Origin of the sequence: Aquimarina rhodophyticola, from assembly GCF_042434915.1 — a bacterium.
Taxonomy (GTDB): Bacteria; Bacteroidota; Bacteroidia; order Flavobacteriales; family Flavobacteriaceae; genus Aquimarina.
The window spans coordinates 1,666,337-1,688,237 of sequence record NZ_CP170198.1 but is presented as its reverse complement, the minus strand read 5'-3'; the positions used below and the strand labels follow the sequence as shown (position 1 = coordinate 1,688,237).

Below are 21,901 nucleotides of genomic sequence, written 5' to 3'. Positions count from 1 at the left end.
ATACGTAGGGAGTGTACGCAAGATAGAGTAGATTAAGAAAAAAAAGCATAAAAAAAGCTGCTAAGATAACTCTTAGCAGCTTCAATAGTATAATGGTTTGATTTATTTTCCTCCTTCAGAAGCTTTTTTCATCCCATCTTCAATCATATTATAGAATTGATCTAATTTAGGAAGTACAACAATACGAGTGCGTCGGTTAGCCGCTCTATTTGCTGCATTAGAATTATCTGCAACTGGCACATAATAGCTTCTTCCGGCAGCAGTCATACGTTTTGGATCAACTTTAAACTCATCTTGTAACACACGAACCACAGAAGTAGCTCTCTTTACACTTAAGTCCCAGTTATCCAAAAGGACTTTATTTTTAATTGGCACATTATCGGTATGTCCTTCTACCAAAAATTCGATATCTGGCTTATCATTTACCACTTTTGCAACTTTGCCTAACACACTTTTGGCCTTGTCTGAAACATTGTAGCTTCCGCTTTTGAAAAGAAGTTTATCTGAAATAGATACATATACAACACCCTTTTCAACATTGATCTCGATATCCTCGTCATCCAAGTTACCTAATGCACCTTTTAAACTAGTTACTAAAGCTAAAGTAACAGAATCTTTCTTATTAATAGCATCGTTCATAGTTTTGATCTGTAGATCTTTCTCTTTGATGCTTTCTAAGGAGCGTTCTAAGTTTTCTGCTTCTTTGGTTGATAGCGTAGCTAAATTGCCAACATTATTTAATAATGCTGCATTTGTATTTTTAAGATTTCCAACTTGATCCTGTAAAATTTTAAGTTCAGAAGTTGCACTTGCCTTTTCTTCTAAACAGCTATTTAATTTTACAGTAGCTGTATTTAATAAATCTTGAGTTTCTTTTTGTTTAGCTTCCATCTCAGCGTATTTCTTCTGCGAAACACAAGAAGAAAGAAATACTGCGATTGAAGCCCCAATAATCATTGCTTTTTTCATTAGAAAATTTGTTTTAGTCTTTAACCTGTTATAAAGCTCAAAATTATTAAAAATGTCGTCCAAACGTTAGGCATTAACAATACTTTATGTAAAGAGTTTTTATAACAGCTTATAATTGATTATAATATTTACGTTTTGATATAAAGTACTGCCATACAACGGAGGAAATCCTAAAATATTTCTTTTGAGAGGGGAGTTTTTTTCTTTTTTTTCTAAAGGTATTAAAGTTTTTGTAAAAACTAATGTGTGCCCGCAAAATGGCGAAGGCATGCGATATTTTTCCAGAGGTAATAAATTGTATCGCGGCTAAGCCATCTAATAGCATCCTCACAAAAACTACTATCACTACACTATAGCTACTACAATTTTTTACCAAATTAAAAAGACTGTTTCTAAAATTAAGGTAAGTTTTCTTTGGATTCATGCTATGTAATGTAGCTCCACCCAAATGGTATACATGGGATTTACCTTCATACATAATTTTATATCCATAATTTCTAATTCGCCAGCATAAATCAATTTCTTCCTGATGTGCAAAAAAAGCTTCATCCAATTTACCAACCTCTTCAAAAACTTGTTTGCGCACAAAGAAACAGGCTCCACTAGCCCAAAAAATTTCTATAGAGTCATCGTACTGACCCGTATCTTTTTCAATAGTGTCAAAAATTCTGCCTCGACAATATGGATACCCAAATTGATCAATAAATCCACCTGCAGCACCTGCATACTCAAAATAGGATTTATTTTTATAGTCAAGTATTTTAGGTTGTACAGCGGCAATATAGCGATCACTCTCGAACTTTTCTAGAATTGGTTGGAGCCAATTGTTAGTAACTTCAACATCACTATTTAATAAACAGTAAATATCTGCATCAATATGTTGCAGTGCGTCATTATACCCTTTTGCATAGCCACCATTTTGAGTATTTTTTATAATTATTACTTCGGGATAGTGTTCTTGTATGAAGATTATAGAACTATCGGTAGAGGCATTATCTGCAATGTAGATTGATGCTTGAGGTGAGTATTTGCAGACAGAAGGTAAAAACTGTTCCAAAAGTTGTACGCCATTCCAGTTTAAGATAACAACTGCGGTAGTGAGTTTGGTGGGTGATGTACTAGCTGAATTTTTCAAGGGATTCAAGGTTTTGTTTGGCAAATATAAAGGAAAGGTACTTTGCTTTAATTATACATTCTCTTTGGTTTCTTTAAATACAGAAAGAATGTCGTCTATATTCTCAAAGGGAATTAGTATAATCTGGTATATCTTTCAAAAAATTAAACTTCTTTTGGGTATAGTTCATCTCACAATAATAATGATGTATACCATTTGTTATCATTAAATAACTAGCATTTAACTCTAAGTTATATTGCGCAATTTGATCAAAAACATTTTGTGTGATCGGAATCGAGTTTGCTTTGCACTCAACGATTAAGTGAATAGTTCCGTCAGTATTAAAAACTACAATATCATAACGTTTTTTTCGTCCATGTAAGCAAATCATTTTTTCAACATTGATTAAACTTGAGGGATAGTTTTTTTCTGTAATAAGATATTCAACTGTATGTTGTCGTACCCATTCCTCTGGGGTAAGTATCACAAATTTTTTACGAATTCTGTCAAAAATAGAAATTTTATTTTCGCTATTTTTGAATCGAAATTGATATGTTGGGAAGTTTAAGGAAACCATATCACAAATTTGAGGAATTTTTCTGAATGGATGAAGTAAAGAAAATAGTTAGTGATATAAAGAGCGGAGTCATCAAACCTATATATTTTTTAATGGGAGAGGAACCGTACTATATAGACAGAATATCTGAATACATTAATAACAATATTTTAGCTGAAGAAGAGAAAGGATTTAATCAAATGGTTTTGTATGGACGTGACGTTACCGTAGAGGATATCGTTTCTAACGCAAAACGTTATCCGATGATGGCAGAGCGGCAAGTTGTCATTGTCAAAGAAGCTCAAGATTTATCAAGAACAATTGAAAAATTGGCAAGTTATGCCGAAAATCCTCAGCCTACAACAGTTTTGGTACTTTGCTACAAGTACAAGAAAATAGATAAAAGAAAGAAACTTTACAAAACAATAGCTAAATCAGGCGTCATTTTTGAGAGTAAAAAATTATATGAAAATCAGGTCGCAGATTGGATAAAAAAAGTACTTGCAGGTGCAAAATATGCAATAGATCCAAAAGCATCTCAAATGCTAGTAGAATTTCTGGGTACAGATTTAGGTAAAATAAATAATGAGCTCGATAAGCTGAAGTTAATATTGCCAGTTGGATCCCAAATAACACCAGATCATATTGAGCAAAATATAGGGATTAGTAAAGATTTTAATAATTTTGAACTGCGCAAAGCAATAGGATCACGTAATGTTTTGAAAGCCTACAGAATAATAAATTATTTTGCGCAAAATCCAAAGGACAATCCTTTAGTGGTTACAATATCTTTGCTGTATAGTTACTTTTCTCAGGTGTTACAATATCATGGTTTATCTGATAAGTCTCCAAGAGGGGTAGCCTCGGCTTTAAAGATAAATCCCTATTTTGTAAAGGATTATACTGAAGCAGCACATAATTACCCTATGAAAAAAGTAAGTGGTATAATAAATTTACTTAGAGAGTCGGATGTTAAAAGTAAAGGTGTTGGTGCTGTAAGCTTATCCCAAGGTGATATTTTGAAAGAATTATTGGTAAAAATTTTTTCTTAAAAAAATTACCAATGCTAACAATGACAAATTTTGCCGTCTGTAAATCTAAAAATTAGTCCAATATTATATTGATAATAATTGCTGGCCAGTCGATTTTTTGACCCAGGATAAAGTTTTGCCAAACCTTGCAGATTCAAACGAATACGTTCTGAAAGATAAATATTTACTCCTAAACCAGCATTTATTAAGGTAGCACGCTCTTGATTATAAATACTTACTCCTGCACCAGTTGTCAAATATCCTTCATACATGGCACGCTCGGTATATAACCAGTTATTCGTTATGTAATATTTAAAGTTAGTATCAATGGCATAAAAAGAAATTGGATCTTCTAAAAGTTGCATATTTACTCGTTTTCCTTCCAAAAATCGATTATGGCTCAACATTACTGATATGCCATAGTCATTATGATATCGTTTTTCCAAAGACATCGATATAGGAGCGCTATAATTATAATTTTCAGAAATTTTAAATTTTCCACTCAAACCAGTTCCAGAATCATCGATTAAATTAATTCCGACACCAAGAATCCAAGGATTATTACGTTTTCTGTATTGTGAATATAAAGAACTTTGGGTACAAAGTACAATGAGTAAAAGATAAACAGCGTTAACTTTCATGTGTGGTTGATTAAATGATTTGTGTGTTTTCCTTAAAACAAATGTACTTTATAATCGCATGAAAACAGAAACAATAGTTGGTCATGCAGTAATGTCAAATGTTACTAAAAACTTAAAATAGCACAGCAATTGAGGATAACATGACGTAATTGAAAAGTTTAAGGTTAAAATCAGAGATTCAGGATTAAAGAGAAATAATAACACTAGTGCAATCTAACATGATGTTAAGAGCAATGGATATCGAGAGAACGTCAAGGAAACCAAGTACCAACCAAGACTATTACTATTAACATTTGCTTAAATAATGAAGTCAATTATTTAAGTATTTTTTAACTATATCGAGTTAACAATTTTTAAGAAATAAGTAATGTTCATCTAGGCTATTGGTAGGTAAGACAGTGACTTTACTTCGGTCATAACAAAGGAACTCTGTACTTTACTGATATTTTCTAAAGAAGCTAATTTATTGGATAAAAAATATTGATATTCCTCCATGTTTCTAGCATAGATCTTTACCAAATAATCAAACATACCAGCAACGTGATAGCATTCAACTACCTCAGGGAATTGCTGAATATCTTTTTCAAATTTTTTAAGAAAATCAGTTTGGTGTAAATTAAGAGTTATGTTACAAAACACAATCAGCTGTAAGTTTACTTTTTTACGATCAACAATTGCTTTATATGAAGTGATAAAACCTTCTCGTTCAAGTTTTTTGACACGCTCAAATATTGGAGTAGTAGTCAAATTGAGGCGTTCTGCAATTTCTTTAATTGTTATTTTCCCATTTTTTTGTAATAGTATTAGTATCGCCTTGTCAGTAGTGTCCATAATTTTATTCTAAAGAAAGCGTAATATATAATCTAATTTAGAATTTTTTGCTTTTAATATTATTTAATTAGAATAATATTCTAATATTTCTAATAGTGAAGTTTATTATTCTTTAAATTGATAGTTTTATATGGTATTTATTAGTTGAGACCTACTAATTATTTTAACCTATTCTAATTATATAAATCATATAAAAAATGAAAGATCATACCTTTAATCCTGAGAGTTTAATGATGACCTATGGGTATAAACCCGAATTATCAGAAGGAGCCATAAAATGTCCTATTTTTCAAACCTCCACGTTTGTATTTAAGACAGCCGAAGAGGGAAAAGCGTTTTTTGAATTAGCTTATGGTTTGCGAGAAAAAAATCCTACCGAAGAATTAGGTTTAATTTACAGTCGCATTAATAATCCTAATTTAGAAATTTTAGAGAACCGCCTTAGCTTATGGGATCAAGCTGATGCTTGCGCTGTATTTGAAAGTGGAATGTCAGCAATAAGTACCGTATTAATGGAATTTTTAAATCCAGGTGATTTGTTAGTGTATGGTAATCCAGTGTATGGTGGTACTGATCATTTTATTCAACATTTTTTAGACAAAATAGGAGTACATACATTGGCAGTTTTTCCTAATCAAAGTATGGATGAAATAAATGCTATGATTAAAGCCACTGGTAAGGCAGATAAGTTAGCTATGATATACCTTGAGACCCCTGCTAATCCAACAAATGATATAGTAGATATTAGTGAATTTAGTGCTATGGCAGCTTCCTACTCTACAGATGTTAAAAAAGTTTTATTAGCTGTCGATAACACCTATATGGGACCTTTGTGGCAACATCCTTTGCAATGTGGTGCAGATTTGGTACTATATTCTGCTACAAAATATATTGGGGGACATAGCGATCTAATAGCCGGAGCCGTTTTGGGAGGAGCAGAAGTGATGCAACGAGTACGAGTGCTTAGAACATTTTTAGGGAATATGGTGAGTCCGCATACGGCATGGTTACTATTGAGAAGCTTAGAAACCTTGAAAGTAAGAATGGATCAACAAACTAAGAATGCACAAGAGATTGCTTATTTTCTCAAGGATCATAAAAAGATAGAAAAGGTTTATTATTTAGGGCTATTAACAGAGGGTACACGACATTATGATATTTATAAAAAGCAATGTTCTGAGCCAGGTGCCATGGTTTCATTTGATATCAAGGGTGGAGAAAAAGAAGCTTTTAAATTTTTAAATAGCTTGCAATTGATCAAATTAGCAGTAAGCTTAGGTGGAACCGAAAGTCTAGCAGAGCATCCCAAAACAATGACTCACGCAGGCGTAGAGGAGCAACATCGCAAAAAGCTCAAAATAACCGATAAATTGGTACGGTTATCTATTGGAATAGAAAATTATGAAGATATAATTTGGGATCTTAAACAGGCTTTGGATCAAGTATAAGACTTTATTTTATCCTATAATTAAGAAAGCAGTCTATTTATATTAGACTGCCTTCTTAATTTAACTATGATCATTATCATTATAATTTACCCACCATGTTTTCAGGTTTTACCCATTGGTCAAACTCTTCTTCGGTTACATAGCCTAATGCAACAGCTTCCTGTTTTAAGGTTGTACCATTTTGATGTGCAGTATTTGCTATTTCGGCAGCTTTATAGTAACCAATTTTGGTGTTTAAAGCGGTTACTAACATTAATGAATTATTTAATAATTCTGTAATCCTTGCTTGATTTGGTTCAATACCTTGAGCACAATGTTCATCAAAAGATACACATGCATCTCCAATCAATTGAGCACTTTGTAATAAACTGGCAGCCAAAACTGGCTTAAAAACATTTAATTCGAAATGTCCTTGCATACCTCCAACACTAATAGCAACATCATTTCCTACTACTTGTGCACAGACCATAGTTAATGCTTCACATTGTGTAGGATTTACCTTTCCTGGCATAATGGAACTACCAGGTTCATTGGCAGGAATTATTAATTCACCAATGCCACTTCGAGGTCCAGAAGCAAGCATTCTAATATCATTACCGATTTTATTTAGCGCAACTGCCAATTGCTTTAATGCACCATGAGTTTCAACAAATGCATCATGTGCGGCCAAAGCTTCGAATTTATTATCGGCAGTTGTAAAGGGTAGTTTGGTAAACTGAGCGATATACTCAGAAACCTTTTTGGCATAACCTTCGGGAGTATTAAGGCCAGTACCAACAGCTGTTCCACCCAAAGCAATCTCTGCCATGTGTGGTAAAGTGTTTTCTAAAGCTTTGAGTCCGTGATCTAATTGAGAAACATATCCAGATAATTCCTGTCCGATAGTCAAGGGTGTAGCATCCATGAAATGCGTACGACCTATTTTGACAACGTTTTTAAATTCTTCAGACTTTCTATGTAAGGTATCTCTTAATTGAGTAACACCAGGTATTGTAACTTCTACTAATTTCTTATAGGCAGCTATATGCATCCCGGTCGGAAATGTATCGTTAGATGATTGTGATTTATTTACGTCGTCATTAGGTTGTAATGTTTTTTCACCCTCTCCAATAGTTTTACCAGCCAATTGATGTGCTCTATTAGCAATAACCTCATTAACATTCATATTACTTTGTGTCCCAGATCCAGTTTGCCAAATTACTAGTGGGAACTGGTCATCGTGTTTTCCTTCTAAAATCTCGTCACAAACTTGAGCAATAAGATCTCTTTTTTCGATAGGTAAAACACCTAATTCACAATTTGTATAAGCAGCTGATTTTTTAAGATAAGCAAAGCCATAAATTATTTCTAAAGGCATGGAGGCGGCAGCTCCAATTTTAAAATTATTTCTCGAACGCTCTGTCTGTGCACCCCATAACTTATCAGAAGGAACTTTAACTTCCCCCATGGTATCTTTTTCTATTCTAAAATCCATAGTATGTGTGTTAAATTTTTAGAATGCAAATTTAAGAATTTGTAGCACTAGATCTTCAGAAAACTATTGTTTATTCATTACCCATGTTGCTATAATAAAGTATTTCAAATTATTTAAAGTAATTTTATGAGATAAAGGACAGAGTTACTATCTTTGGCAAAATTGTAAATTACTATAGCATTATGTTTGAATTTGATCAATACTTAGGTTTTTTAGCTTTTTTAACCATATTAACAATAGGCTTTTGGTTAATGATCTTTTTATTAACCTTCGTAGTACCATATTGGATTTTTGGTGCAACTATCGAAAACTTTAAATTAAAGCGTGAAGAAAAGCGAAAAGCTAAAGAAGTAGCATAAATACGCTATTCATTATATACTTTAAAAAGGGACTTCATTTGAAGTCCCTTTTTAAGTTATCTATCCCTCATATTCTTCATCTCCATTACCTTCTCTAGTGGATCGTTCACGTTTTTTCTTTTGATTAAAACGGTAAGTAAATGATACATTAAAATTGCGTTCTCTCCATTGAAATTCACTATATGATTCAAAAGTATTAGTTATAGAGTTACTAATTCGTTTTCTTGAATTGAAAAGATCACTGATATTAAAAGTAATCGAAGCTTTGTCTTTAAAAAGATCTTTACTAAAAGCCATATTAGTAGTGAAAATTCCATCATTTTGACTTTGTGCCGTCTCACTAGGACCACGATAATCTATATTGGTTTGCCAATCAATTTTTGCAGGGAGTGTGATTTTATTGCTAAAACGGGCAAACCAGCTAAAGTTATCATTATCAAAATTAACTCCTTCATAACTGCCGCTAGTATTATCTTGAAAAGCATTAAAACTTCCATTCATTCGCCATTTCTTGATTGGATTATATGTCAAAGTAAATTCAAAACCATATCTATCAGAACTTGATAAGTTTATTGGCGTTCTTCTAATAACGGGAACTTCGGTTTGAGAAGTATCACTATTAGATATAAGAGCCGTTGTTCCTGTGTCTTCAGAAATAAATGTGAATATCTGAGTTGAGTGATTGTAATATAAAGATGTATTTAAGGTTACCTTTCCCATTCGATTGAGGTAACCAATGTCAAATGCATCTGCATAGCTAGGATCCAAATCTGCATTTCCTTGAAAAATATTCGTTATACTCGATCTAGAGGGAAAAGGATTTATAAATCGAGAGCGAGGTCTTCTAATTCTACGATTGTATCCTAGAGTTAAACTTTGTTTCTCATTAAATTCATAACTTAAATTAATTGTTGGAAAGAAATCTAAGTAGTTCTTTTTACTAAAATCACCACTAGTTGTTTGATCGATGGTAATTCTTGTTTCTTCTAAGCGTAATCCTAATAAAAATGAAAAAGCATTAATTTTACTACCAAATTGAGAATAAAAAGCATTTACTTGTTCTGTATAGATAAGATTATTTGAAACACCTCTATCAATGGTAATTACTCCATTATTATCTGTGCCCACAAGGTAATCTGTACGTAAAGTATTGAAGTTACCGCGATAACCTAATTCAAATTGACTTAATTCACCTAGTGGTAACACATAATCACTTTGTAGCAAAATTCGATCCTGATCTTCTACAGTGTTCACTAATTCGATGCTAGATGTATTACCCTGTATGATTTCAGAATTTTCTTCTTCTAAACTATTTTCAATTTGAAAATCAAAGGTTAATTTGTGACCAGCTTTCTTAAAGTTTTTCACATAGTTTAATGAGTATTGTTTAGTAATATCATCTTCTCGCTCGGGGTCAAATCTAACGGTACTATTAACAATTGAACCATTACTATCTGGTTCGACAATAATATTTGTAGTATTACTCTCATTATCACTATTTCTGTATAAAAAGGAAGTAGTAATCGACGAAGTTTCATTAACATACCATTCTACTCCTATATTCGTATTTAGACCCTTACGTATGCGATCAAAATCTCGAGTTTCATTTAAGAAAGAATCTGGTCCATCTATACCGGTATCTGTATTTATATTAAAATATCGTGTTCTCGTCAATGCATTTCCTGGTACTTCGCGATAAGCATATCCCGAGGTTGTAAAAAAATTAAAATCTCCCGTACGATAGTTTAAATTTCCCGAAGCCCCTGCCTGAAAAGGGTATCCAGAATTTAGAGTGATAGCGCCATTAAGACCTTGTAATTTACTTCGCCTAAGAATAATGTTGAGTATACCAGCAGTTCCTTCGGCATCATAGCGTGCAGAGGGAGACGTAATTACCTCGACACGTTCGATAGATTCTGCAGGTAATTGTCTTAATGCATCTGTACCACTCAATCCAACTAAGCCCGAAGGTTTTCCATTAATTAAAATTTTGACATTATCGTTACCCCGTAACGCAACATTCCCTTCTACATCAACAGAAACAGAGGGAACATTATCTAATACATCACTTACCGTTCCGCCACTTACTGTCAAATCTTTTCCCACATTGTATATCTTTTTATCCAAACGGATATCAACGGTAGTTTTTTCGGCAATAATAACTACATCTTCTAAGGACTCGGTATCCAGACTTAAGAGTACAGGCTTAAGCGTGGTATCTTTAAATAATTTTTGCTGAGGTAATGTAACAGTTTTAAATGAAATAAATTCAATTTTTACATCATAAACACCCGAAGGAACATCGATACCAAAAGCACCATTTTGATCAGTAATACCTCCAGTAACAATTCTTTGTTGCTTTACGTCGAAAAAACTTACAGTCGCGTATTCTAAAGGTTCATTAGTAATTTGATCAACTACCTTTCCTGTTATCCTAACAGGGTTGTTCGAAGTCTGTGCAGTCAAGGATATACCCAAAAAGAAGACGATGGCTCTAACCATCATTTGAAATCTAAACATGTTTTTTTGAACGTTAGACTTGTAAATAGGAAGTAGGTTTAATCCATAACAGTTAAGATAATGTTAAAACATCATAAGGTTGTTTTCAGACTTCTTACTTGCTTTTTTTTCGCTTAAAGCGGTAGGTAAATGATAAATTAAAAGTACGTACCCTCCATTGATATTCGCTATAAGAGGTAAACGTTGAGGCTGTTACTGTACTTTTTCCAATGTTGGAATTAAATACGTCATTAATACCCAAAGTCAAGGTGGCCTTATTTTTAAAGAAATTTTTACTGAATGCGAGGTTCGTTGTAAAAACACCTTTGTTTCTTATTTGACCATTAACTATTGGGCCTCGATAGTCCAAAATAGTTTGCCAATCAATTGCTGCTGGCAGAGATATTTTGTTGTTTAAGCGGGCAGACCAGCTAAACGCTGCAGCATCAAGGTTTTCTCTTTCATAATTGCCATTAATTTCATAGTATGAACCATTGAAGTTGCCATTAATTCTCCATTTTTTAATCGGTGTGTATATAGCAGTAAAATCAACACCGTAGCGATCAGAGTTATTTAGATTAATCGGTGTTCTTGATATCACTGGTACAATTGTTGGGTTGTTGTTGGCATCAACTCCGATGGTGACACGTTCTCCCGTATCGATAGGTACGAATGTAAAAACATCCGAGGTATGATTATAATAGATAGAAGCATCCAAGGTTAACTTAGGCATCTTATTAAGATACGATACCTCTGCAACATTGCTGTAGCTAGGATCTAAGTTAGGGTTGCCTTGAAAAATATTTGTTATACTAGATCTAGCAGGAAATGGATTTAAAAAAGCTGCGCCAGGTCTTCGAATTCTTCTATTAAAACCTAAAGTTATGGTGTGCTTTTTACCTATTTCATAGGCTATATTCGAAGTAGGAAATACGTCTGTATATTCTTTTTTATTAAATTCAAAATTAGTTTTTTGTATTATGATGATTCGTGTATCTTCTGCTCTTAAACCTAAAAGGATGGAGAATTTACCAAATTTGCTTCCAAATTGAACATAGGCAGCATTAACATATTGCTGAAACTCTAGAAAATTAGTTAAGTCGTTATTTAGTGCAATGGTATTATTCAATTCCTCGCTAACCACAAAATCAGTTTGTCGATTGTTAAAAATCCCTCTATACCCAAGCTCGATTTTAAATTTTTGGGATAGAGGTAGATTATAGTCAGATTGTAACAAAATATTGCGCTCGTCTATGTCTGTAGAGACTAATTCGGCTAACGTTGAATTACTTTGAGTAATGCGCGTAGCGTCATTTTCTTCACTATTTTCAAATTGAAAATCGAACGAAAGGTTATGATCTGAAGTTTTAAACTTTTTATTGTAATTTAAAGAATACTGTCGTGTGATGTCTTTTTCATTATTTGGGTCTACCCGTACATTTTGAGCAACTCTATTTTTGTTTTCGTCAAATTGAGTTATCGAATTTGTAGTGATATTGTCAATATTACTTGCGCGATATAAAAATTTATTAGTAATAGAAGAAGATTCATTCACAAACCATTCTAATCCAGAATTGACTGTTAGACCCCTATAAATTCTGTCATACTCTCTATCTTCTTGAAGATAGGAATCAGGATCATCACGTAAACCATTATCAGCTGTAACATCTTGTATAATATTAAAAAAACGATTCTCGACAAAAGAATTACCTGGAGTTTCTCGATAGGTATAGCTAGTAAAATTGGTGATATTTACTTTATTAGTTCGGTAATTAAAATTTCCTGAAGCTCCGCCAGTTTCAGGATAGCCAGTTTTGGCTAATAGTGTAGCATTGATACCTGCTAATTTATTTTTTTTCAGAATTAAATTGATAATACCGGCTGTACCCTCAGCATCATAACGAGCGGAAGGTGAAGTGATAATTTCGATTCGATCAATTGATTCTGCCGGAAGTTGGCGCAGTGCTTCTGCATTTCCTAGACCGACCAGTGCAGAAGGTTTTCCATCCACCAATATACGTACATTTTCATTACCTCTAAGGGCAATACTGCCCGCAGCATCTACAGATACAGAGGGGACGTTAGTTAAAACGTCACTTAGGGAGCCTCCTGCTGCAGTTAAATCTTTTCCGACATTGTATATCTTTTTATCCAATCGTATTTCGACACTTGTCTTTTCGCTTGTGATTACTACATCATCGAGCTCTTCTGAAGACGGTTTCAAAATAATCATTCCAAGATTTGTATTGCTACTATAATTTTGTTGAGTAATTATTTTAGTTTCACAGGAAATAAATTCGATATAAACCTCGTACATACCTGGGCTAATAGTAATCTTGAATTTTCCTTTTTTATCAGTTATTCCTCCAAAAGCAACGCGTTTAGAAGCTGGTTCAATAAATGAAACAGTGGCATACTCTAAAGGTGTTGAAGTACTAGCATCTGCAATTTGACCAGTTATCACTATTTTTTTTTCAGTTTGCGAATACACAAGCAAATTGAAAAACATTATGACAAGCACAATAATTTTCTTCATTATTCAATTAGGTTCAAGAGTATTTTTACAGAATGCGGATTATAGTATTTAAAGTTATTTTGAGTGCTAAAGTGTTGGTGTCTTTAGTAGCTACAATTTTATAACTATACTAGGGAATAATCAAGGAAAAAATTAACTATTTTTTAATAATACTGCATGTTCTTACCTAAATAACATTCAAATACGTAAAAAAAATATATAAGTTATGGGAAAACAGTAAATAAAGATGGTAGTTACAATAATGTATAAAAAAAGCGATATCGTGTACATATCGCTTTAAGTAACTACATCGGGTTGATGAGAATTCAAAAAAGATCTTTCACATTTTCGGGAGGGCGTCCCAATATAGCTTTTGAACCCTTAACTACAATAGGACGTTCTATTAAATTTGGATGCTCTGCAAGTAGCGTAATGATTTCATCATTTGATAATTCTTTGTTCTTGTAATGCTCTTTCCAATAAGGCTCATTTTTGCGAACAAGTTCTATGGGCTCTATATTTAATTTAGTCAATAGATTTTCGATCGCTTCTTTAGTAAAGTTTTGATCTAAATACTTTACAATTTCTATCGATTCATTTTGTTCTTCTTGCAGTATAGATAAGGTTGCTCTTGATTTACTGCAACGGGGATTGTGATATATTGTAAACATAGAATATTTTTTATTCGTCTTCTTTTTGTCCCATCATCATTAAATAGGCTTTTAAAAATTCATCAATGTTGCCATTCATTACAGCGTCCACGTTTCCAGTCTCGTGTGCCGTACGTACATCTTTGACCAATTTATAGGGATGCATTACATAGTTACGAATTTGCGATCCCCATTCAATTTTCATTTTTGAGGATTCAATTTCGTCGCGTTGGGCTTGCTGTTTTTTTAGTTCGATCTCATATAATTGAGATTTGAGCATTTGCATTGCTTTTTCTCTATTTTCTAGCTGAGAACGTGTTTCAGAATTGTGAATTACAATACCAGTGGGATGGTGAGTCAGGATAGCTTTTGTTTCGACCTTATTGACATTTTGTCCTCCAGCACCACTAGATCTGGCAAAATCCCAATTAATATCAGCAGGATTTATTTCAATTTCGATGGAATCGTCCACAAGTGGATATACATAAATAGAGGCAAAAGAAGTATGCCGTTTTGCATTGCTATCAAAAGGCGAAATACGAACTAATCGGTGAACTCCGTTTTCTCCTTTAAGCCATCCAAAAGCATAGTCTCCTTCAATTTCGAGAGTTACAGTTTTAATACCTGCTACATCTCCTTCTTGATAATTTAGTTCTTTTATTTTATATCCGTTTTTTTCAGCCCACATTAAGTACATTCTCATGAGCATACTAGCCCAATCGCAACTCTCTGTTCCACCTGCTCCAGCTGTAATTTGAATAACAGCACTAAGTGAATCACCTTCATCACTTAACATATTTTTAAATTCTAATCCTTCGATAAGATCTTTGGCTTCAATGTACCGTTCTTGAAGTTCACTCTCTGTAGCACCTCCTTCTTTGTAAAAGTCGAATACTACTTCAAGGTCGTCTACAAGTGATTCACTTTTTGTGTACTCTGACACCCATTTTTTCTCAGTATTTAAGGTTCGCATTAGCTGTTCTGCTTTTCGCGCATCGTTCCAAAAATCTGGTGCAAAAGTTTTTTCCTCTTGATTAGATATTTCTATAGTTTTGGCATCAATGTCAAAGATACCTCCTTAACGCTACCTGGCGCTCTCTAAGATCAAGAATTGTCTCAGCTGTAATCATATAGTTGTTTTTACGCAAAAATAGGATTAAAGGAACTAGAACAAAATGATTTTACGATTATTTTTATAGCTTTAGAGTCTTAAATAAAATCTAGGGTAATGAGAATAATCATCATATGTTTTTTACTACTTACGTATACATCTTTAAATGCTCAATTTTTGGGGAAACAAAAGGAACTAAAATCGTATGAAGGATTATTTAATTTTTATTATAGCGAGGCAAAGGATGCGGTATATCTAGAGGTGGATCGATTGGATGAAGAGTTTTTGTATGTTCACGCATTAGTAAACGGTATAGGCTCTAATGATATAGGCTTGGATCGTGGTCAATTAGGTGGTGGCAAAATTGTAAGATTTGAAAAAAAAGGGAATAAAATATTCTTAGTTCAGGAAAACCTTAAATATAGAGCAAACACAAACAATGCGTTGGAGAAGCAAAGTGTTAAACAAGCGTTTGCACGGTCAGTTTTATTTGGTTTTCCTGTGAAAGAAGAGATTAACGGGAAATATATTATTGATTTCACTCCGTTTTTGCTACGAGATAGTCATGGTGTACAAGAGCGTTTAAAAAAAAGGAAAGAAGGTTCGTATGAATTGGATATATCTAGAAGTGCTTTAATAGAGGATAGGTTAAAAGCATTTCCAAAAAATTTGGAATTTGAAAGTCAACTTACCTTCACAGGGACGCCTAGTGGTAAATACCTTGCTAGTGTTGTGCCTGACCCAAAAGCGATTACCGTTGTACAACATCATTCACTTGTTGCGTTACCAAACAGTGGTTATAGTATGAGAGCTTTTGATCCGCGTAGTGGAGCTATCTCCACCTCATTCTATGATTATGCCACCCCTATCCAATCTCCTATAAAAAAACAGATTATTTTACGTCACCGCTTAGAGAAAAAGGATCCAGAAGCATTAAAAAGTGAAGCAAAAAAACCTATAGTTTATTATTTAGATCCAGGTACCCCCGAGCCAGTTAAGACTGCATTGTTAGAGGGAGCATCTTGGTGGAATGAAGCTTTTGAAGCTATTGGATACACAAATGCATTTCAAGTAAAAATGTTACCCGTAGATGCAGATCCTTTGGATTTAAGATATAATGTTATACAATGGGTGCATCGCTCGACCAGAGGATGGAGCTACGGTGCAAGTATCATCGATCCGCGAACGGGTGAAATCCTAAAAGGGCACGTTAGTTTAGGAAGTTTGAGAATTCGTCAAGATTTTTTAATTGCTCAAGCACTACTAGACAAGCCTTTTGCAAATAATGATTTAAATTACGAACCCATGTTGAATATGGCTTTGGATAGAATCAAACAATTATCGGCTCATGAAGTAGGACATACTTTGGGGTTTGCTCATAATTTTGCTGCTAGTTCTATAGAGCGCGCATCTGTAATGGATTATCCACACCCATTGGTAAAACTAAATAGAGGAAAAATAGATATATCTGATGCTTACGCAGATGGTATAGGAGCTTGGGATAAAGTAACTGTTGCCTATAGCTATTCGGATTTTTCAAAAGTAAACGAAAAAAAACAGTTGGATTCGATCTTAAATAATTCATACGCTAGCGGTATGCGCTTTATAACTGATAGTGATGCTAGAGCCAAAGGAGGGGCTCACGTAAAGGCACATCTTTGGGATAATGGTACAGATATGAGTGATGAATTGGATCGAATTTTAAACATACGTAAAGTGGCAATAGAAACTTTTTCTGAAGATAATATCCGAAAAGATGAACCCTTTACCGTTTTGGAAGATGTATTTGTCCCTTTATATTTTTTTCATCGCTATCAAACTGAAGCTGTCATAAAATCAATAGCCGGGTTGGAGTATACCTATGCAATTAAGGGTAGTGAACAACCAATAATGTCTATATTGGCTTCAGAGAAACAACGGAAAGCCTTAACGTCAATTTGCAAAACATTGACTCCAGAAGTTCTAGCAATTCCAAAAGATAAACTTAAATTATTTCCACCAAGAGCATATGGTTTTGCAAGAACTAGAGAATCTTTTAAAAGTAAAACCGGTGTAGCTTTTGATGCGATAAGTGCAGCTGCAACTGCGAGTGAAATGACCTTATCTTTATTGTTACATCCAGAGCGCGCGTCTCGACTCATACAACAAAAAAGTTTGGATGCAAATCAATTAGGCTTATCCGAAGTGATTGATCAGTTAATTATGACAATTTTTGATAGTAAATCTCTGAATTCTTATACCAATGAAATTAAAAAAAATATACAATTTTTAATGATTCAACATTTACTTCGCTTAAGTAAGGAAAAAACAGTATACCCACAAGTTAACGCTATTGCTTTATCAAAATTAAACGAGGTACGTAAAAGTCTTGAGACGGATGTTTTTAAAGGGGATAAGACTTTTGTTTCATACTTGGCATATATCATTAAGGAATATACTGAAAGAACAGAATTAATAGTTCCTTCAACCAATGTGGAGATTCCCGATGGATCTCCCATAGGTAGTTTTGAATGCACATTTTAATATAATAATATAATAGTACTGTACGAATGAAAATAGACTTAAGAAGCGATACTATAACCAAACCCTCACCAGGAATGCTTGATGCAATGATCAATGCTTCGGTAGGAGATGACGTTTATAAAGAAGATCCCTCTGTAAATGAACTTGAAGCCTATATTGCTAATCTTTTTGGAAAGGAAAGCGCATTGTTTTTTCCTACGGGGAGTATGGCTAATCAAGCAGCTATAAAATTGCATACACAGCCTGGTGAACAGCTAATAGCAGATCATTATGCGCATGTTTTTAATTATGAAGGGGGAGGTGTGTCTTTTAACAGCGGAGTATCCTGTAAATTATTGCAAGGAAATCGAGGGATGATTACAGCAGAACAGGTAGAAGCCTCAATAAATCCGCCTGATTTTTATCACAGTCCATTAACTACGCTAGTTTGTGTTGAAAATACAACTAATAAAGGTGGAGGAGCTTGTTATGATTTAACAACCTTACGAGCTATTAAAAAAATATGTGATAAACATAATCTTGGTTTCCATTTGGATGGCGCTAGATTGTGGAATGCGTTAATAGCAAAAAATCAAAATCCAAAAGATTTTGGTGATTTATTCGACACTATATCTGTATGTTTAAGTAAGGGATTGGGGGCCCCTATGGGGTCTGTTTTGATAGGTGATGCGGCTATTATGCAACATGCGATACGCGTTCGTAAAGTTTTGGGAGGGGGAATGCGTCAAGTAGGTTTTATGGCTGCTGCAGGCCTTTATGGTATAAAATATCAATGGGATAGATTAGTCGAGGATCACAAACGTGCGCAAGAAATAGGTGGGGTGCTTAAGGGGTTATCATTTGTAGAAGAAGTAGAACCAATAGACACTAATATAATAATATTTAAAATTTCGACTAATGAACATGACTTTATAGATACAATGGCCAAAAAGGATATTCATTTTTATAGTATGGGTCAAGGAAAATTAAGGTTAGTTACACATCATGATTATACCGAGCAAATGCATACGCATTTTCTACAAGTTTTGAGAGATTTAGATCGAAATTAAAAAAAAGTAAGTCAAGGTTGATCAACCTTGACTTACTTTTTTTTAAACTTTACAGAGATTTTATTTTTGCTTCTGCCGCATTTTTTTTAAAGCTAAAATTCCATTTTCCATGCCAGACTCAGAGGTGTACATTTGACTTTTACCAATAATTTGACCGTTAGATGATTTTAGATTAAAATAAAAACGGCCATCTTTTGCAGTTTTTCTTTCATAGCGATCAGCTTCTGCTGCATTTTTTTTTACCGATAAGATACCATTTTCTGCCGCATTTTTACTCGTGAATAATACACTACTCATTATAATTTGACCATTGTTAGCTTTCAAATTAAAATAATAAGTATCATCTCCTTTCTTTACTAGTTCAAACATATTGAATCTTTTAGCATCCTATTAAAATATAAAAATATAGAATTAAAAGAACACTAAAAAACAATAAAGTTTTACATAAACTTATCAAGTCCTGGGATGTTTGGCATACCGTCCTTTGCTACAGCTGCTAATTCATCCTCATTTACTTTGGTAGCTTTTGCTATAGCTTTATTTAAGGTTAGAATCAAATAATCTTCTAGCTGTTCTTTGTCTTCAAGAAGTTCGTTTGCAATTGTAACCTTTTTTATTTCTCGATTGGCTGTAATCGTAATTTGTAGAAGGTCATCTGTACTCGCCTCATCAATAAGTACAGAATTCATTCTTTTTTTTGTTTCCTCTACACGAGCTTGGGTTTCTTTTAGTTTACCCATCATATCTCCAAACATTTCTTATTGTATTTTAATTAGTATTAATGACAAAATTACTATTTTGCTACAATAAATAAGCTAGTAATTTAGGCAAAAAGCTCTGTGAGTAGCATTTTCTTAATTAATAAATGTCACAAATGTACGCGTTGTTGTTATATAACTTAATTATTCAAAATTGATATTAGATGAAAACCTTTGATATTATCTGCGTGGTATCCCTTATTTTTACAACTTCATGTACAAAAAAAGATAAAGAATTGAATACAACACCTACTCCTCCTATAGCAGAAACTAGAGAGTATCAACTCGAAAAGTTTGAAGACATTCGACATGATAATTATTTTTGGTTAAATGATCGCGAAGATCCAGAAGTGATTGATTATCTTGAGAGAGAGAATGCATATAATGAGGATATGACAGCTCATACCAAAGCCCTGCAAAAACAACTTTTTGAAGAGATGAAATCTCGAATAAAAGAAGACGATGCATCAGTTCCCTATAAGTTTAACGGGTATTGGTATATAACTAGATATGAGAAAGGAAAAGATTACCCAATCTATTCAAGAAAAAAAGAGACTTTGAATGCACCCGAAGAAATTTTATTCGATTGCAACCTCGAGGCAAAGGGATATAGTTATTACCGTTTAATAGGCTTAAATGTAAGTCCAGATAATACGTTGGTTGCTTTTGGAGAAGATACGGTAAGTAGACGCCAGTATACCATTCGTATTAAAAATTTGGTTGATGGTAATGTGTATGAAGATAAGATCGAAAATACAACAGGAAGTAGTACTTGGGCTGCAGATGGTAAAACTTTGTTTTACACAAAAAAAGACGCAGAAACTCTTAGGTCTTATAAAATAATGAAGCATATTTTGGGAACTTCAACATCACAGGATGTTGAGGTGTTTACAGAAGAGGATGATACCTTTAATACATTTGTTTATAAGACTAAGTCAGATAAGTATATTGTTATTGGATCAACTAGTACCCTCACTTCAGAATATAGAATATTAAGAGCAAATGAACCCAATGGAGAGTTTAAAATATTTCAACCTAGAGTTCGAGGTCTAGAATATGGAATTTCCCATTATAATGATCATTTCTATGTATTAACAAATGCAGACGGGGCGACAAATTTTAAGTTGGTAAAAACTAAGGAGCAGAACACAGAAAAAGAAAATTGGGTTGATGTTATTCCTCATCGACAAAATACATTGCTAGAGGATATCGAGATTTTTAAAGATTATTTAGTTATTAGTGAGCGTACTAATGGATTAAATAAGATTCAAGTACAACGATGGGATGGATCTGAAACCTATTATTTACCCTTTGATAATGAAACATATACTGCCTATGTAAGTACCAATCCAGATTTTGACACTAAGATTTTACGATATGCTTATAACTCTTTAGTAACTCCAAACTCGGTTATTGATTTCAATATGGCAACCAAGGAGAAAAATGTAAAGAAAGAGCAAGAAGTATTAGGAGGTACGTTTGATAAAAATAACTATACATCAGAAAGAGTGTGGGCTACTGCGATTGATGGTACAAAAATCCCGATGTCTTTAGTATATCGCAAAGGTCTTAAAATGGATGGTACAAACCCTGTTTTACAATATGGTTATGGATCTTACGGTGCTACTATCGATCCTTATTTTTCGACAGCTAGGTTAAGTTTGCTGGATAGAGGCTTTGTATATGCGATTGCTCATGTAAGAGGAGGAGAGTACCTAGGACGGCCTTGGTATGAAGAAGGAAAGCTTCTTAAAAAGAAAAATACATTTACAGATTTTATAGATTGTTCAAGATTTTTAATTGAAGAAGGCTATACTTCAAAAGAACATTTATATGCTATGGGAGGTTCTGCGGGGGGATTGCTTATGGGTGCAGTTATCAATATGGCACCAGAACTATATCATGGAGTAGTGGCAGCGGTACCTTTTGTAGATGTAGTAACAACCATGCTAGATGATAGTATACCACTAACCACTGGAGAATATGATGAATGGGGGAATCCAAACGATGAGGAATACTATTCGTATATGAAATCCTACTCGCCATATGATAACATTACAGCTCAAGTATACCCAAATTTGTTAGTAACAACAGGTTTACATGATTCCCAAGTTCAATATTGGGAACCAGCAAAATGGGTAGCAAAAATGAGAGCAGTCAAACAAGATACAAATATATTATTGTTACACACAAATATGGAAGCTGGCCATGGAGGAGCTTCAGGACGTTTTGAAGCTTTAAAAGAGGTTGCAGAAGAGTATGCTTTTTTATTAGATTTGGAAGGTATAACTGAATAATTAAAAAAAATAATGTAACTTCGTGGCGTTTTTTAGCCGTTTATCGATACCCCAAAGTATGATCGATAAACTGAAA

Annotated in this window: 18 protein-coding genes; 6 read left to right on the top strand and 12 right to left on the bottom strand. The window is 33.6% G+C overall.

Annotated elements, in window-relative coordinates:
• Positions 1–102: 102 nt before the first annotated feature.
• From ACE939_RS07390 to ACE939_RS07380, 3 genes are all read right to left on the bottom strand, one after another.
• Positions 103–969 (bottom strand): flagellar motor protein MotB, encoded by an 867-nt coding sequence (locus ACE939_RS07390; RefSeq protein ID WP_378188274.1) that lies wholly within the window; start codon positions 967–969, stop codon positions 103–105.
• Between the two features lie 109 nt (positions 970–1,078).
• Entirely contained in the window at positions 1,079–2,104 is a 1,026-nt protein-coding gene (locus ACE939_RS07385) for a glycosyltransferase family 2 protein (RefSeq protein WP_378188273.1), read from the bottom strand.
• Positions 2,105–2,207: 103 nt separating this feature from the next.
• Positions 2,208–2,660, bottom strand: coding sequence for a type I restriction enzyme HsdR N-terminal domain-containing protein (locus ACE939_RS07380; RefSeq protein ID WP_378188271.1), 453 nt, complete (start codon positions 2,658–2,660; stop codon positions 2,208–2,210).
• A gap of 26 nt (positions 2,661–2,686) precedes the next feature.
• Here ACE939_RS07380 and holA point away from each other — a divergent pair, with 26 nt between their 5' ends.
• Positions 2,687–3,691: a DNA polymerase III subunit delta gene (holA, locus tag ACE939_RS07375; protein WP_378188270.1), complete on the top strand. Its 1,005-nt coding sequence runs from the start codon at positions 2,687–2,689 to the stop codon at positions 3,689–3,691.
• A gap of 14 nt (positions 3,692–3,705) precedes the next feature.
• Here the strand turns inward: holA and ACE939_RS07370 are convergent, their stop codons facing one another.
• Both ACE939_RS07370 and ACE939_RS07365 read right to left on the bottom strand, forming a co-directional pair.
• The gene (locus tag ACE939_RS07370; RefSeq protein WP_378188269.1) at positions 3,706–4,311 is read right to left on the bottom strand and encodes a hypothetical protein; all 606 of its coding nucleotides are present in this window, start codon (positions 4,309–4,311) and stop codon (positions 3,706–3,708) included.
• Between the two features lie 375 nt (positions 4,312–4,686).
• Positions 4,687–5,142: an Lrp/AsnC family transcriptional regulator gene (locus ACE939_RS07365; protein WP_378188268.1), complete on the bottom strand. Its 456-nt coding sequence runs from the start codon at positions 5,140–5,142 to the stop codon at positions 4,687–4,689.
• A 197-nt stretch (positions 5,143–5,339) separates the two neighbouring features.
• Between ACE939_RS07365 and ACE939_RS07360 the strand changes: the two genes are divergently transcribed.
• Positions 5,340–6,590 carry a cystathionine gamma-synthase family protein gene (locus ACE939_RS07360; RefSeq protein ID WP_378188267.1) on the top strand — a complete coding sequence of 417 codons (1,251 nt, stop codon included), beginning with the start codon at positions 5,340–5,342 and terminating at the stop codon, positions 6,588–6,590.
• A 79-nt stretch (positions 6,591–6,669) separates the two neighbouring features.
• Here the strand turns inward: ACE939_RS07360 and fumC are convergent, their stop codons facing one another.
• Positions 6,670–8,064, bottom strand: a complete 1,395-nt coding sequence (gene fumC / locus ACE939_RS07355) for a class II fumarate hydratase (protein ID WP_378188266.1) — start codon at positions 8,062–8,064, stop codon at positions 6,670–6,672.
• A 182-nt stretch (positions 8,065–8,246) separates the two neighbouring features.
• Here fumC and ACE939_RS07350 point away from each other — a divergent pair, with 182 nt between their 5' ends.
• On the top strand, positions 8,247–8,423 hold the full coding sequence (locus ACE939_RS07350; protein ID WP_378188265.1) for a hypothetical protein: 177 nt from the start codon (positions 8,247–8,249) through the stop codon (positions 8,421–8,423).
• A 60-nt stretch (positions 8,424–8,483) separates the two neighbouring features.
• Here the strand turns inward: ACE939_RS07350 and ACE939_RS07345 are convergent, their stop codons facing one another.
• The 4 genes from ACE939_RS07345 to prfB form a co-directional block, all read right to left on the bottom strand.
• Positions 8,484–10,943 carry a TonB-dependent receptor domain-containing protein gene (locus ACE939_RS07345; RefSeq protein WP_378188264.1) on the bottom strand — a complete coding sequence of 820 codons (2,460 nt, stop codon included), beginning with the start codon at positions 10,941–10,943 and terminating at the stop codon, positions 8,484–8,486.
• A 94-nt stretch (positions 10,944–11,037) separates the two neighbouring features.
• Complete coding sequence (locus tag ACE939_RS07340) at positions 11,038–13,458, bottom strand: TonB-dependent receptor domain-containing protein (protein ID WP_378188263.1); 2,421 nt, start codon at positions 13,456–13,458, stop codon at positions 11,038–11,040.
• Between the two features lie 305 nt (positions 13,459–13,763).
• Complete coding sequence (gene arsC, locus ACE939_RS07335) at positions 13,764–14,108, bottom strand: arsenate reductase (glutaredoxin) (RefSeq protein WP_378188262.1); 345 nt, start codon at positions 14,106–14,108, stop codon at positions 13,764–13,766.
• A gap of 10 nt (positions 14,109–14,118) precedes the next feature.
• Positions 14,119–15,217 (bottom strand): peptide chain release factor 2 gene (gene prfB / locus ACE939_RS07330; RefSeq protein ID WP_378188261.1). Its coding sequence is split into 2 segments (ribosomal slippage): positions 14,119–15,153 and positions 15,155–15,217, totalling 1,098 coding nucleotides; the frame shifts between segments, so codons are not numbered across the junction.
• A 98-nt stretch (positions 15,218–15,315) separates the two neighbouring features.
• Between prfB and ACE939_RS07325 the strand changes: the two genes are divergently transcribed.
• Entirely contained in the window at positions 15,316–17,721 is a 2,406-nt protein-coding gene (locus tag ACE939_RS07325) for a zinc-dependent metalloprotease (protein ID WP_378188260.1), read from the top strand.
• A gap of 26 nt (positions 17,722–17,747) precedes the next feature.
• Complete coding sequence (locus ACE939_RS07320; protein ID WP_378188259.1) at positions 17,748–18,770, top strand: threonine aldolase family protein; 1,023 nt, start codon at positions 17,748–17,750, stop codon at positions 18,768–18,770.
• Between the two features lie 60 nt (positions 18,771–18,830).
• Here ACE939_RS07320 and ACE939_RS07315 read toward each other — a convergent pair whose 3' ends face one another.
• Positions 18,831–19,139, bottom strand: coding sequence for a YegP family protein (locus tag ACE939_RS07315; protein WP_378188258.1), 309 nt, complete (start codon positions 19,137–19,139; stop codon positions 18,831–18,833).
• Positions 19,140–19,210: 71 nt separating this feature from the next.
• Positions 19,211–19,525, bottom strand: coding sequence for a YbaB/EbfC family nucleoid-associated protein (locus ACE939_RS07310; protein ID WP_378188257.1), 315 nt, complete (start codon positions 19,523–19,525; stop codon positions 19,211–19,213).
• Positions 19,526–19,692: 167 nt separating this feature from the next.
• Between ACE939_RS07310 and ACE939_RS07305 the strand changes: the two genes are divergently transcribed.
• A complete protein-coding gene (locus tag ACE939_RS07305) occupies positions 19,693–21,825 on the top strand; it encodes a S9 family peptidase (protein WP_378188256.1) in 2,133 nt (710 codons plus the stop codon).
• Positions 21,826–21,901: the final 76 nt, after the last annotated feature.

Bases quoted from the DNA above. Each gene is read 5' to 3' on its own strand.
- holA (WP_378188270.1), top strand. From the start codon at position 2,687: ATGGATGAAGTAAAGAAAATAGTTAGTGATATAAAGAGCGGAGTCATC.
- ACE939_RS07310 (WP_378188257.1), bottom strand. From the start codon at position 19,525: ATGTTTGGAGATATGATGGGTAAACTAAAAGAAACCCAAGCTCGTGTA.
- fumC (WP_378188266.1), bottom strand. From the start codon at position 8,064: ATGGATTTTAGAATAGAAAAAGATACCATGGGGGAAGTTAAAGTTCCT.
- ACE939_RS07360 (WP_378188267.1), top strand. From the start codon at position 5,340: ATGAAAGATCATACCTTTAATCCTGAGAGTTTAATGATGACCTATGGG.
- ACE939_RS07370 (WP_378188269.1), bottom strand. From the start codon at position 4,311: ATGAAAGTTAACGCTGTTTATCTTTTACTCATTGTACTTTGTACCCAA.
- ACE939_RS07315 (WP_378188258.1), bottom strand. From the start codon at position 19,139: ATGTTTGAACTAGTAAAGAAAGGAGATGATACTTATTATTTTAATTTG.
- ACE939_RS07345 (WP_378188264.1), bottom strand. From the start codon at position 10,943: ATGTTTAGATTTCAAATGATGGTTAGAGCCATCGTCTTCTTTTTGGGT.
- ACE939_RS07340 (WP_378188263.1), bottom strand. From the start codon at position 13,458: ATGAAGAAAATTATTGTGCTTGTCATAATGTTTTTCAATTTGCTTGTG.
- ACE939_RS07305 (WP_378188256.1), top strand. From the start codon at position 19,693: ATGAAAACCTTTGATATTATCTGCGTGGTATCCCTTATTTTTACAACT.
- ACE939_RS07350 (WP_378188265.1), top strand. From the start codon at position 8,247: ATGTTTGAATTTGATCAATACTTAGGTTTTTTAGCTTTTTTAACCATA.
- ACE939_RS07390 (WP_378188274.1), bottom strand. From the start codon at position 969: ATGAAAAAAGCAATGATTATTGGGGCTTCAATCGCAGTATTTCTTTCT.
- ACE939_RS07320 (WP_378188259.1), top strand. From the start codon at position 17,748: ATGAAAATAGACTTAAGAAGCGATACTATAACCAAACCCTCACCAGGA.
- ACE939_RS07325 (WP_378188260.1), top strand. From the start codon at position 15,316: ATGAGAATAATCATCATATGTTTTTTACTACTTACGTATACATCTTTA.
- arsC (WP_378188262.1), bottom strand. From the start codon at position 14,108: ATGTTTACAATATATCACAATCCCCGTTGCAGTAAATCAAGAGCAACC.
- ACE939_RS07380 (WP_378188271.1), bottom strand. From the start codon at position 2,660: ATGGTTTCCTTAAACTTCCCAACATATCAATTTCGATTCAAAAATAGC.
- ACE939_RS07365 (WP_378188268.1), bottom strand. From the start codon at position 5,142: ATGGACACTACTGACAAGGCGATACTAATACTATTACAAAAAAATGGG.